At 72.7% G+C, this 12122-nt stretch carries 12 protein-coding genes; 10 read left to right on the forward strand and 2 right to left on the reverse strand.

Annotation, left to right across the window (positions count from 1 at the left end; translation table 11 throughout):
- Window positions 1-56 precede the first annotated feature (56 nt).
- From ACZ60B_RS14305 to ACZ60B_RS14325, 5 genes are all read left to right on the forward strand, one after another.
- Entirely contained in the window at window positions 57-1178 is a 1122-nt protein-coding gene (locus tag ACZ60B_RS14305; protein WP_469386625.1) for an ATP-binding protein, read from the forward strand.
- The gene (locus ACZ60B_RS14310; protein ID WP_469386628.1) at window positions 1175-3997 is read left to right on the forward strand and encodes a DUF5682 family protein; all 2823 of its coding nucleotides are present in this window, start codon (window positions 1175-1177) and stop codon (window positions 3995-3997) included. The genes ACZ60B_RS14305 and ACZ60B_RS14310 overlap by 4 nt, the downstream gene beginning before the upstream one ends.
- 242 nt (window positions 3998-4239) lie before the next feature.
- Window positions 4240-4839 (forward strand): hypothetical protein, encoded by a 600-nt coding sequence (locus ACZ60B_RS14315; protein WP_469386630.1) that lies wholly within the window; start codon window positions 4240-4242, stop codon window positions 4837-4839.
- A 115-nt stretch (window positions 4840-4954) separates the two neighbouring features.
- Window positions 4955-5593 (forward strand): class F sortase, encoded by a 639-nt coding sequence (locus ACZ60B_RS14320; RefSeq protein WP_469386632.1) that lies wholly within the window; start codon window positions 4955-4957, stop codon window positions 5591-5593.
- A 229-nt stretch (window positions 5594-5822) separates the two neighbouring features.
- Window positions 5823-6251, forward strand: coding sequence for a hypothetical protein (locus ACZ60B_RS14325; RefSeq protein ID WP_469386634.1), 429 nt, complete (start codon window positions 5823-5825; stop codon window positions 6249-6251).
- A gap of 22 nt (window positions 6252-6273) precedes the next feature.
- On the opposite strand, the gene ACZ60B_RS14330 is transcribed toward ACZ60B_RS14325, so the two are convergent.
- Window positions 6274-7128: a DUF427 domain-containing protein gene (locus tag ACZ60B_RS14330; protein ID WP_469386636.1), complete on the reverse strand. Its 855-nt coding sequence runs from the start codon at window positions 7126-7128 to the stop codon at window positions 6274-6276.
- Between the two features lie 211 nt (window positions 7129-7339).
- On the opposite strand from ACZ60B_RS14330, the gene pgm reads away from it, so the two are divergent.
- From pgm to ACZ60B_RS14355, 5 genes are all read left to right on the forward strand, one after another.
- Window positions 7340-8980 carry a phosphoglucomutase (alpha-D-glucose-1,6-bisphosphate-dependent) gene (gene pgm / locus ACZ60B_RS14335; RefSeq protein ID WP_469386638.1) on the forward strand — a complete coding sequence of 547 codons (1641 nt, stop codon included), beginning with the start codon at window positions 7340-7342 and terminating at the stop codon, window positions 8978-8980.
- 115 nt (window positions 8981-9095) lie between these two features.
- Window positions 9096-9269, forward strand: coding sequence for a CsbD family protein (locus tag ACZ60B_RS14340; protein ID WP_469386640.1), 174 nt, complete (start codon window positions 9096-9098; stop codon window positions 9267-9269).
- Between the two features lie 286 nt (window positions 9270-9555).
- Entirely contained in the window at window positions 9556-10341 is a 786-nt protein-coding gene (locus ACZ60B_RS14345; RefSeq protein WP_469386642.1) for an SDR family oxidoreductase, read from the forward strand.
- A 78-nt stretch (window positions 10342-10419) separates the two neighbouring features.
- Complete coding sequence (locus ACZ60B_RS14350) at window positions 10420-10716, forward strand: muconolactone Delta-isomerase family protein (protein WP_469386645.1); 297 nt, start codon at window positions 10420-10422, stop codon at window positions 10714-10716.
- Entirely contained in the window at window positions 10713-11318 is a 606-nt protein-coding gene (locus ACZ60B_RS14355) for a GOLPH3/VPS74 family protein (RefSeq protein WP_469386647.1), read from the forward strand. The genes ACZ60B_RS14350 and ACZ60B_RS14355 overlap by 4 nt, the downstream gene beginning before the upstream one ends.
- A 57-nt stretch (window positions 11319-11375) precedes the next feature.
- On the opposite strand, the gene ACZ60B_RS14360 is transcribed toward ACZ60B_RS14355, so the two are convergent.
- Window positions 11376-12122: hypothetical protein (locus ACZ60B_RS14360; protein ID WP_469386649.1), on the reverse strand; the 747-nt coding region annotated here is incomplete at its 5' end.

Here is a 12122-nt window from a genome sequence, read left to right on the forward strand (position 1 = left end):
CCCCCTTCCTCCTTTTACTTCTCTCCCTGCTGAGACCTGTTCAGAAAGGCACCGATATGTCCGAGCTGTTGCGCGCACCCGCCGAGCTGAAGTACGCCGAGGAGCTGGACTGGCTGGAGTCGATCGACGACGGCCCCAAGCCCTTCTCCTGGCGGCTGTCCCCGAAGATGGTGCGCCTGTTCATCCTCGGCTCCGAGCGCGCAGACGGGCTCGACCGCCCGGTCGCGCAGAAGTGGTTCGGCGACCGCAGCTTCGTCGAGCGTTCCATCGTCACCCTGGCCTCCGACCGCGGTCTGCTGCTCATCGGTGACCCCGGCACCGGCAAGAGCTGGCTCGCCGAACTGCTGTCCGCCGCGATCAGCCGCAACTCCACGCTCGTGGTGCAGGGCACGGCCGGTACCACCGAGGACCACATCAAGTACTCGTGGAACGTGTCCATGGTGATCGCCAAGGGCCAGTCGAGGGAGTCGATGATCCCCTCGCCGATCATGACCGCGATGGAGACCGGCGCGATCGGCCGCTTCGAGGAGCTCACCCGCTCCACCAGCGACGTCCAGGACGCGCTGATCTCGATCCTGTCCGAGAAGTACATCTCCGTACCGGAACTGGCCGGTGACGACAACGGCAACATCGTCTTCGCCAAGCCCGGGTTCTCGGTCATCGCCACCGCCAACAGCCGCGACCGGGGCGTCAACGACCTCTCCTCGGCGCTCAAGCGCCGCTTCAACTTCGTACGCATCCCGGTGGTCACGAACAAGAAGAGCGAGGCGGAGATCGTCCGCTTCCGCACCGAGGAACTGCTGCGCCGGCACCAGATCGAGCTGGACGTCCCGCCGACCCTGCTGGACGTGCTGCTCCAGAGCTTCGCCGACCTGCGCGCCTCCGCGGCCGCGGCCGGCAGCGACGACGAGAAGCTGGAGTCCGCCCTGTCCACCGCCGAGCAGATCGGTGTGCTGGAGGACGCGATCCTGCACGGCAACTTCTTCGGCGAGCGCGCGCTGAGCGCGCACACCCTCGCCTCCTCGCTCGTCGGGTCGCTGGCCCGGCGCGATCCGGAGGACCTGGCCATCCTCAACAAGTACCTGCACGGTGTGGTGGAGCCGCGCAGCAAGGAGGAGGGCGGTTCCTGGGCGGAGTTCCTGGAGGGCGGCCGCGACGCGATCGCCACCCTGTCATGAGCGGCCCGGACGAGAGCGCGTTCGGCGCGCTGCGCGGTCAACTCCAGGAAGCCGCAACCGCGTTCGCGGACGGGCCGGGGGCGCTGGAGGGCATCCTCCTCGGCATCGTCGACGACGTCGACCGCGCGGTGCGCGAGCCGCTGGAGATCTTCCCGGTCTGCCACCACTCGCCCGCCTCGGCGATCGCGATGGCCCGCAGACTGCGCGAGAAGCGGCCGAAGGTCGTGTACCTCGAACTGTGCGAGGACATGGCGCCGCTGCTGACCGAACTGCGCAACTGCCGGCTCCCGGTGGCGGTGCAGTCCTTCGCGACCGAGACCGAGGGCTTCCCGGCCGAGTGGGCGCCGCTGTCGGTGGTCGCGCCGATCACCGAGGCGTCGGCCGAGTACCAGGCCATCGCCTACGCCCTCGACACCCCCGGAGTGGAACTGGTCCTCGTCGACCGCTCGTCGGACCACGTGTACCAGTGGGACGAACGAGGACCGCAGACCGCCGCACCGGCCGACCCGGACGCCCCGCCGGCCGAGGAGGAGGCCGCGCTGCACGGCGACGCGGTCGGCGTGGAGATCGGTGACCTGCGGCCCCGCTTCGCCGAACTGGAGGAGCACCTGCTGCGCCACGGCCGGGTGCGGCACTGGTCGGAGTGGTGGCACCAGTACGTCGAACTGCCGCTCGGCGACAGCGACCACGACACCTACCGGCAGGTCATGCTGCTGATCGGCAGCCTCTTCCGGCGTCTGGCCCCCGGCGACGAGCACCGGGTGCGCGTGGACGAGGACCGCGAGCGCTACATGTGGACCAGGATGCGGGAGCACCTGGCCGCGACCGGTACGGACCCGGCGGACTGCCTGTACGTCTGCGGCGCGTTCCACGCGGCCAGCCGGGTGGCCGAGTTCGGCGTGCGGGGCGCCGACACGTTCGAGATCGCTCCGCGCACCGCGACCAAGTGGCAGCACGGACTGATCCCGTCCAGCCATGCGGCGATCGAGGCGCAGTTCGGCCTCGCCGCCGGTTCGGTCTCGATCGCCGCGACGGTGTGGGCGAAGAACCTGCGGCGCACCCGGGTGCAGCCGTTCCGCCTCGCCGGACAGAACGGCGCGAAGAGCGGCCGGGCCACGAAGGCCGTGGCCGCCGCGGCCCCGACCGCGACCGCCGCGGGGAGCGGGGAGACCGGCGCGGCCGCGGACCGGCTGTCCGGCTTCCTGCGGCGGCCGCCCGTCCTCGACCCGCTGGACGAGGCGGAACTGCTCGGCTGGTCGGTGGAGATCGTGCGCGCCGCGCGTCGCAACGGCTATCTCGCCTCCACCGCCGACGCCATCGCGGTGTTCGAGACGTCGATCCTGCTCGCGGGCATGCGCGACCGGGCCAAGCCGACGCCGTACGACTTCCAGGACGCGGCCGTCACCTGTATCGAGAAGGACACCGTGCCGGGCCGGCGTGACGTGCGCCGCCTGGTCGAGATCATGATGGGCGGCGACCGGATCGGGCAGGTCGGCTACGACGCCCTGCCGCCCCTGGCCCGCGACGTGCACGACCGGCTGAAGCCGCTGGCCCTGCGGCTCGAACAGCGCGGTGTGCAGCGGGCGTTGCTGGACATCGTCGCCCGGCCCGAGCTGGAGCGATGCTCCGATGTGCTGTGGATGCTGCGCTGTCTGCTGCCGCAGGGCGCCGCGCGCCCGATCATGGGGGAGCGGCGCCTGGGCGAGCGGCCGATCCAGGAGTCGTGGGACCTGGCGCTGGGCACCCACCAGCGCGCCCTCATCGAGCTCGGCTACGAGGGCATCAGCATCGAGCAGGTCCTGGAGCAGCGGTTGCGGCGCACGGCGTACGCTCCGCAGGCGACCACGGCGACCGTCCTGGAGACCGTCGAGGACGCGACCCTCTATCTGCGCAGCCGCCGGCTCGCCGACGAGCTCGGCGCCCGCGCACTGGAGACCCTGGCGGCCGAGCGCAGTGTCGACGGCGCGCCGGAGGTGCTGCGCCGGGTCCGCAGGCTCCTGGCGTTCTACCGCACCAGCGAGCCGGTGCTGCCGCCGTGGATCGAGCGCTTCGTCAAGACGGGCTACGCGCACTACTGCACCCTGCTGCCGACGGCGTTCACCGACGAGGACGCCGGTGTCCGTCAGGTCGCCGCGATGCTCGGCTTCCTGTTCAGCATGGAGAGTCTGGCGCTGTCGCTGGGCTGTGACCGCACCCAGCTCGAACTGGCGGTCGCGCAGTCCCATCCGGAGGACCCGCCGAAGACCGCGCTGCTGTGGGCGGCCCGGACCCAGCTCGGCCATCTGACCCGCGCGGACCTGCGGGCGCGGTGCGACGAACTGCTGGGCAACCCTCTGGTGGTGCCCGCCTACCCGCGCTACCTCAGCGGCTTCGTCCAGGCCCTGGAGCCGGTGCCGGGCCTCACCGACTTCGTCGTGGAAGCGGTGTCGAACGCGTTCGCGCGCCTGCCGGACGCCGTGCTGCTGCCCTGGCTGCCGACCCTGATCACCACCCTGCGGGACGGCGGCGCCGAACTGGCGCCCCTGCTGATCCGCGAGGCGGGCCGGATCTTCCCGGGCCGGCTGACGGCGCTGGACGCGTGGGTGCCACCGTGGCGGGAGGCGCCGGACCCGGGCGCCCTGGCGTCCGCGCGCCCGGCGGAGGGCGGCCGGGGCGTCGCGCTGCTCGCCGCGCACCCCGTGGTCTGCGACGCGGTGGCCGGCCTGCTGGGCTGCGACGGGACCTGGGCGACGACGGCCGCCGGTCCGCGCGGGGCGGCGCTGGTGGACCGTCACCCCGCCACGGCGACGGCACTGGCGGTGCTCCTGGCGGCCGGCTGACCCCGCCCGGCCCCACCGGCCGGCCCCACCGGCCGGCCCCACCGCCCGGGCCCACCGGCCGGGAGCGGGCGCACCGGTCCGGCGCCGGGGCGCGGGCCGGCGACCGGACGGGGCGCAGGGTAACCCGACTGAGCGCCCCGGATGGTGCGACGCCGTGGCGTGGCTGACGGTAGATCACGTCAAGGTCGGGTCACTTCAGCTGACAAAGCCCAGCTGCCCGGCTGTGACGGAAGGACCCTCACATGCGATCAGCCCGCATGTTGCTCGCCACGGCAGCGGCCACGGCCGCTCTCGCGATCGGCACCCCCGGCGCCCACGCGGCCGGCGACGACTGGAACAACGATCAGGGCTCGTCCTACAGCAAGGAGCAGGGCAAGGACAGCGACGAGGACTCGTCCTCCGACAGGGAGCGCGACGGCGGCGGCTACGACTCGCCGCGCGGGGGAATCCACGCCGGTGGCGGCGCGCTGGCCGCCGTGCGGACCGACGACTGGGTTCCCAAGGTGGACCCGAAGCAGGACCCGGAGACCTACCGGAACGACAACAACGGCTCCGGCGGCCGCGACGGGAACAACGGCCGCGACGGGAACAACGGCCGTGACGGCAACAACGGGCGCGGCGACAACGACGACGAAGGCGGCGGCCGCGGCAACAACGACGGCGGCGGGCGCGGCAACGACTTCGGGAACGACGAGCGGGACCGTCCCAGCGGCGGCGTGCACGCCGGCGGGGGCGCACTGGCCTCTCCGGGCGTCTCCACCGGCGGTGTGGCGGTCCTGGGGGTCGCGGCGGCGGGCATGTACGCGTGGCGGCGGAAGAAGGCGGCCGAGGGCGCGGCCTGACCGTGCCCGACGCGGAGAGCAGCCGGGTCGCCACCGGCTGCACCCCGGGGCGGCCCGGCCTGCCGCCCTTGTGCCGTTCCCGCTCAGCTGCCGAGCCGTAGTGAGGTGGTATCCGATGGCAGCCCCTCCTTCTTCCTCCGGGACCCGTTCGACGAGCACGTGGCTGTGGGGCACGGCCTTCCTGGTGCTGGCGATGATCCTGGCCGGCGGCCGGCACGCGCCGGCCGATTCCGCGTATCCGCCGCGCACCCTCCAGAGCGGGGCGTCGGCGTCGGGGGCCGCGGCCGCGGTGGGCAAGCACCTGCCGCGAGCCCGGCCCGAGCGGCTGCTCATCCCCAAGATCTCCGTCGACGCGCCCTTCTCCGACCTCGTCATCGGTCCGACGGGACACCTGCAGCCTCCGGCCGCGGACGACACCAACCTCGTCGGCTGGTACGCCCACGGGGCCTCGCCGGGCGAGACCGGTACCGCGATCATCGCCGGACACGTCGACACCAAGACGTCGGCGGCCGTGTTCGCGGAGCTCTCCGAGCTCGAGAAGGGCGACACGTTCTATGTCACCCGCGCCGACGGGCGCAAGGCGTCCTTCGTGGTGGACGACACCGAGAAGTTCGAGAAGGACGACTTCCCCGACCAGCGCGTCTACGCCGACACCGCGCAGGCCCAGGCACGCCTGATCACCTGTGCAGGGGACTACGACCACAAGGCCAAGGACTACACCGAGAACCTGGTCGTCTTCGCCCACCTCGTCTGACCGGGGGCGCGGCGGCCGGTCGGACAGGCCGCCCGGCCCCTGGACCGGCGGCCGCGGCCCGCCGGGGAGACGGTGCCGGACTGCGCGCGGAGCCCGATCGGGCACGGGGCGGTCCAGGTCCCCGGCCCGTGACCGGAACGACGCGGTCGGCGGCTCCGGTCTGCATCACCGACGCGGGGTCCGGGTCCTCTCGGTAGGGGAGCGTCGGAGAGGCCGGGGGGTCGTGCTCATGACCAGTACCAGGGAAGAGCCGTACGGCGGGGGACCGTGGCCCGGGGCGCACCGCCCCGGCGGGGTCCTGAGGCGGCGCGTGTGGGGAGCGCTCGCCGTGCTCGTCGGAGTCCTGCTCGTGGTGTTCGGGGCGATGACCCTGCACAGCCCGGGGGACGTTCCGGAGCTCTCCGTCGGCGTCGCGCTCGCCCTGCTGGCCCCGGGGGTCTACGGGGTGTGCGCGGGCGCGGTCGTCGTGCGCCGCGCACGGGAGCGGCTGCCCGAGTCGCTCAGCATGTGGGGACTGATGACCTGGTTCGCCATGGTCGCCGCGATCCCGGCGGTCGCCTACGGCTCCACGGTGGGCGGGCCCGCTCTCGTGGCGGGTGTGTGGGGAGCGCTGGTGTTCCTCGGCTGCTGGTTCGTGCGCCACGAGAGCGAAGACTGACCACGGGCGGCGCGCTACGGCGCTACGGTGACGGACGGGTGCCGAGACCGGCCGTGAACGGGGTGACCGGGCGCTCCAGGCGTTCACCGTCCACCGTGGTGTCGACCGCCTCGTCGAAGAAGGCGAGCAGCCCCGCGACGGCCGCCACCGCGGGCAGCGGCTCGGGGTAGCTCCAGAGGATGTTCTGCGGTACGGCACCGCCGCCCCGCCACGACCAGTACCGGGCGGTGCCCTTGTACGGGCAGCCGGTGCTGTGCCCGGTGGCGTCGAACAGATCCAGCCGGACGTCCTCGCGCGGCAGGTAGTGGCGCACCGGCAGACCGGTCTCGAACAGCAGCACCGGGCGGCGGGAGTCGGCGACGACCGTGCCCTCGATCTCGACGACGACGTGCCGGCTGCTGGGCAGCGCGTCGACCCGTTTGTGCGGGTCGCGAGGGTGGACGAAGATCTCTTCCTCCTCCTCGAACCAGCGGTCGAGGCCGCGGCCCGAGCGCGTGGACCACTCGAAGGCGATGTGACCGGCCAGGTCGGCGGCGGGATAGGTCCAGGCGGCGTTCTCCAGGAGTTCGCCGCCCACCTCCAGGTCGTAGAAGATCCGCGACCCGGCGTGCGGGCCCGGCGCGAGGCTTCCGTCCGGGGGGCCCGGCTCGGGCGGGACCGGCGGGTTGCGGGCGGTGCGCAGCAGGTCCGTGCGGACCTCCGCGCGGGGGAAGGCGTACCGCGGCACGGGCAGTCCGGGTTCCCAGACGAGCACGGGACGGCGGCTGTCGACGACGGTGACCTCGCCCTTGCGGCCGCGTACCCAGCGTTCGCCGGGCTCCCACAGCAGGCCCTCGGGGGTCGTCCGGACGGCCTGCGCGGTGCGGAACGTGACCATGAACGGTTCTCCTTCGCTGCCGAATCGCTGCCGAATCGCTGCCGATGCGCTGCCGATGCGCTGCCAAGAGCTTCCCCCCGTCACGTTCCCACCCTGGCACGGACGCGCGGCGGCAGCCGTCCACGGGCGGTGCGTACTCGCGGACCGCCGCCGGGCCGGGGGAGGATGGGGCCCGGAACCCGATGGTCAACCGATACGGAGGAACGGGCAGATGCCGCACGAGCGAGCGGGCAGGCAGGCCGGACCCGAGGACCTCATCGACGTCGCCCGGCTGGTCACGGCGTACTACGCGTTGCACCCCGACCCGGCCGACCCGGGACAGCGCGTGGCGTTCGGTACCTCCGGGCACCGCGGATCGTCCCTGGCGACGGCCTTCAACGAGGACCACATCGCCGCGACCAGCCAGGCCATCTGCGAGTACCGCACGTCCCAGGGCACCGACGGCCCGTTGTTCCTCGGCGCCGACACCCACGCCCTGTCGGAACCCGCCAGGGTCACCGCCCTGGAGGTGTTCGCGGCCAACGACGTCACCGTGCTCATCGACAGTGCCGACGGCTACACGCCCACCCCGGCCGTCTCGCACGCCATCCTCACCCACAACCGGGGCCGCACCTCGGGTCTCGCGGACGGGGTCGTGGTCACCCCCTCGCACAACCCGCCCGCCGACGGCGGCTTCAAGTACAACCCGCCGAGCGGTGGACCGGCGGGTTCCGACGCGACCTCCTGGATCCAGGACCGGGCCAACGAGATCATCACCGGCGGACTCAAGGACGTACGGCGGGTGCCCTACCCGCGGGCCCTCACCGCCCCCGGCACCGGCCGCTACGACTTCCTGGGCGCCTATGTCGCCGATCTGCCCGGCGTGCTGGACCTGGACGCGATCCGCGCGGCCGGCGTGCGCATCGGCGCCGACCCGCTCGGCGGGGCCTCGGTCGCCTACTGGGGCCGCATCGCCGAGCAGCACCGGATCGACCTGACCGTGGTCAACCCGCTCACCGACCCCACCTGGCGGTTCATGACGCTGGACTGGGACGGGAAGATCCGTATGGACTGCTCGTCGCCGTACGCCATGGCCTCGCTCATCGGGCAGCGCGACCGCTTCCGGATCGCCACCGGCAACGACGCCGACGCCGACCGGCACGGCATCGTCACACCGGACGCCGGGCTGATGAACCCCAACCACTACCTGGCCACCGCCATCGCCTACCTGTTCGCCCACCGCGAGCAGTGGCCCGCCGACGCGGGGGTCGGCAAGACGCTGGTGTCGTCCGGGATGATCGACCGGGTCGCCGCCGACCTCGGCCGTCAACTGGTCGAGGTGCCCGTGGGGTTCAAGTGGTTCGTCGACGGACTGGTGGACGGTTCGCTGGGTTTCGGCGGCGAGGAGTCGGCCGGCGCGTCGTTCCTGCGCCGGGACGGCTCGGTGTGGACCACCGACAAGGACGGCATCCTGCTGGCGCTGCTCGCCTCCGAGATCACCGCGGTGACGGAGAAGACGCCGTCGGAGCACTACGCCGAGCTCACCGAGCGCTTCGGCGAACCGGCCTACGCGCGCATCGACGCCCCGGCGACCCGGGAGGAGAAGGCGCTGCTCGCCAAGCTCTCCCCGGCACAGGTCCGCGCCGACACGCTCGCCGGGGAGCCGGTCACCTCGGTGCTCACCCGGGCGCCGGGCAACGACGCGCCCATCGGCGGCATCAAGGTGACCACCGCCAACGCCTGGTTCGCGGCCCGTCCTTCGGGCACCGAGGACGTCTACAAGATCTACGCGGAGTCGTTCCTCGGCGCCGATCACCTCGCCCGGGTGCAGGACGAGGCGAAAGACGTGGTGCTGGCGGCGCTCGGCGGCTGACCCGGACCCGGCGGTGACGGAGTGTGCACGGCCGACCGCCCGTTTGAGGTGCGCCGGTCCGGGTCACCCGGTGCGGGAGCAATCGCACGCCGACAGCGGTTTGGAGTGATCGTCAGTGGCTCAGGAACAGAAGGGCAAGGCCAAGAAGGAACAGATGAAGGGCAAGGCGAAGGCGGCGGTCGGCCGCACGCTGGGCAACGAGGAAATGGCCGCCGAGGGGCAGATGGAGAAGTCCAAGGGCGACGCCCGTCAGGCGAAGGAGAAGGCCAAGGACGTCTTCAAGCACTGACGGAGCACGCGAGTGGTGCGTCACGGCCCGGCCGGCCCGGCGGGCCGTGACGCACGCACGCCTGTCCGCTCCGGCGGGCCGTGACGCACGCCTGCGCAGGTCGCGCGGACGGTTCGGCCGTCCGCCCGGCCCTCTCGTGGCGGCAGCCGTGGCTGTCCGCCCGGCATCGGCGCATTCTGGAGAGAGGCACAGACACCGGTGCCGGTACCGGCAATGGGTACAGGCACCGGCCGCCACCCGGACGGTGGCGCTCGGCCCGGACCCCATCGCGTAGGCAGGAGACTCCATGCCCGCCCAGGAACCCGCCGGCAGCCCGACCTCTCCGGGCGGCGTCACCGATCACCGCCGTACGGCCGTCGTCACGGGCGGCTCCCGCGGCATCGGCCGCGAGGTCGCCAAACGGCTCGCCGCGGCCGGTCACGCCGTCGTGGTCAACTACGCGGGCAACCGCGACCAGGCCGAGGCCACCGTGAAGGACATCACCGCCGCGGGAGGCCAGGCCCTCGCCTTCCAGGCCGACATCGCCGACGAGGAGCAGGCGGCCACCTTGTTCGACGTCGCCGAGACCCAGTTCGGCCACGGTGTCGACATCGTCGTCCACGCCGCCGGCCGGATGCATCTCGCCCCGGTCGCCGAGCTGGACCTGACGGAACTGGACAGAATGCACCGCACCAACATCCGCGGCACCTTCGTCGTGGCGCAGCAGGCGGCGCGCAGGATCGGACCGGGCGGGGCGTTCGTCATGTTCTCCACCTCCGTGGTGGGGCTGGCCTTCCCCGGCTACGGCGCCTATACCGCCAGCAAGGGCGCCGTCGAGGCGCTCACCCTGATCCTCGCCCGTGAACTGCGCGGCCGGGACGTCACCGTGAACACCGTCGCCCCCGGCCTGACGGCCACCGAGCTCTTCCTCGACGGCAAGGACGAGGAGACCATCGCCGCGCTGGCGGCGCAGCCCCCGCTGGAGCGGCTCGGCACGCCGGCCGACATCGCCGAGGTCGTCGCCTTCCTCGCCTCGCCGGCCGGACACTGGGTCAACGGCCAGGTCGTGCGGGCCAACGGAGGTATCGTCTGACCCGGTCGGGGCCGGTCCCGCCGTGCGGGGCCCGACCGGTCAGGATCCGGGCGTCCAGCGACCGAACGGAGCAGGACCATGCGTGACTTCCTGGTGGAGATCACCACCACCGTCCCCGAGGGCACCAGCCAGGACGAGGTGGACCGGCGGCGTGCCGCCGAGGCCGCCCGGGCGAAGGAACTGGCCGCCACCGGTCATCTGGCGCGGCTGTGGCGGCCGATCGGCGAGCTGCGCAGCATCGGCCTGTGGCGGGCCGCCGACGAGACCGAACTGCTGGAGAAGGTCCTCGGCACGCTGCCGCTGCGTCCGTGGATGACGCTCGTCGTCACCGCGCTCGAGCCCCACCCCAACGACCCGGGGCCGTCCGTCTCATGACCACCTCCACGGATCTGATGATCGTCGCCATGGATGTGCGGTCGGTGCGTCCGGTGGAGCCGGGCGATCTGTCGCTGGCCCTCGCGGGAGCCGAGGTCATCGACCTCATCGGCAAGGAGGCCGTCACCCTGCGCGGCGACCGGATCGTGCCCGGCCTGCTGCCGGCCACCGGGGACGACCTGCTGGACGAGGCCGCGTCGACGTTCGTCCGCGAGGAGCCGTACGAGCAGGTCGAGGAGTGGCTGTGGCGCCGGGGCCGCGGTCTGTCCCGGGCCTACCTCGCGGCCCTGGAGCGGGACGGGGAGGTCACCTGGGAGCGCCGGCGCTGGAATCCGCTGCGGGTCACCCGTACCGCCCCGGCCGACTCGCCGGTGCGCCGCGGGGCCACCGAGCGCTGGGAGGCGCGGGAACCGGTCCTCACCAACCTCGCGGCCGCCGTGGGGATCGTCGACCAGCCGGCCGACGGCTCCCTCGACGTGGCGGACGAGCCGGTGGTGACCGTGCTGGCCGCCGTCCACGACGCGGTGATGGAACTGGAGGCGGTACGGCAGCGCCGGGCGATCGAGGACGCGGCCTTCGACAACGTCTGGCGCGGCGAATGACCGGGCGCACCCCCGAAGTGCGCCCGGGATCCGTCCCGGAGGTCCTCGCCCGCTACGTCAGCTCCGCAGTTCCTCCAGGGTGGACTTCGTGTCCGACTTCAGCCAGTCGGTCACTTCGTCGAGCTGCGGTGGATCGCTGTCGGTGCTGTACGAGGTGAGGTAGGCGCTGTACGTCATCGTGTAGGTGACCCAGCCGTCCCGCACGGCGAGCGTGGCGTACAGCGAGCCGCTGGAGGAGCCGCTGGTGGTGTCCTGGCTGACGAGATAGGCCTCGTCCCCGATGCCGCCGACGGTGTCGACGTCGTAACCCTCGTGGTTGTCGGGGTAGTTCTTCCAGGCGGCCGTGAACTCCGCCCCGGGATCGGTCTTCTTGTGCAGTTGCACGTCGATCGTGAGGTAGGCGTCCGCGTAGGTCGAGCCGCTCTTCTTCAGGTCGACGTTGCAGGAGGACTGGTCGAACGCGCCGTCCCGCAGCGAGGAGTGAGTGGGGGACGTGTCGGCGAGCGGGTATTCGCTGCTGAAGGACGAGTGGTCGGAGCTGGTGCAGAGGTTGGCCGGGGCGTCGTAGCCGCGCAGGTCCGCGGTGGTGCCCAGGCCGTGGAACGCGACGAGGCCGACCGCCCACAGGGCGGAGGCGGCCAGTGCGCCGACCACGGCCCACAGCAGCGCCCGTCCGGCGCCGCCGGTGCCGGCCGGGCGGGCGGCGGGGTAGGGGCCGTAGGGGCCCGGCGGAGCGTACGGATTGCCCGGTGGGGGCTGCGGCCCGCGGGACAGGGTGGGCTGGGAGTAGAGGGTCGGCGGACC

It is taken from the genome of Streptomyces sp. NPDC104096, assembly GCF_055584385.1.

Bases quoted from the DNA above. Each gene is read 5' to 3' on its own strand.
- ACZ60B_RS14305 (WP_469386625.1), top strand. From the start codon at position 57: ATGTCCGAGCTGTTGCGCGCACCCGCCGAGCTGAAGTACGCCGAGGAG.
- pgm (WP_469386638.1), top strand. From the start codon at position 7,340: ATGCCGCACGAGCGAGCGGGCAGGCAGGCCGGACCCGAGGACCTCATC.
- ACZ60B_RS14325 (WP_469386634.1), top strand. From the start codon at position 5,823: ATGACCAGTACCAGGGAAGAGCCGTACGGCGGGGGACCGTGGCCCGGG.
- ACZ60B_RS14315 (WP_469386630.1), top strand. From the start codon at position 4,240: ATGCGATCAGCCCGCATGTTGCTCGCCACGGCAGCGGCCACGGCCGCT.
- ACZ60B_RS14310 (WP_469386628.1), top strand. From the start codon at position 1,175: ATGAGCGGCCCGGACGAGAGCGCGTTCGGCGCGCTGCGCGGTCAACTC.
- ACZ60B_RS14350 (WP_469386645.1), top strand. From the start codon at position 10,420: ATGCGTGACTTCCTGGTGGAGATCACCACCACCGTCCCCGAGGGCACC.
- ACZ60B_RS14345 (WP_469386642.1), top strand. From the start codon at position 9,556: ATGCCCGCCCAGGAACCCGCCGGCAGCCCGACCTCTCCGGGCGGCGTC.
- ACZ60B_RS14320 (WP_469386632.1), top strand. From the start codon at position 4,955: ATGGCAGCCCCTCCTTCTTCCTCCGGGACCCGTTCGACGAGCACGTGG.
- ACZ60B_RS14355 (WP_469386647.1), top strand. From the start codon at position 10,713: ATGACCACCTCCACGGATCTGATGATCGTCGCCATGGATGTGCGGTCG.
- ACZ60B_RS14330 (WP_469386636.1), bottom strand. From the start codon at position 7,128: ATGGTCACGTTCCGCACCGCGCAGGCCGTCCGGACGACCCCCGAGGGC.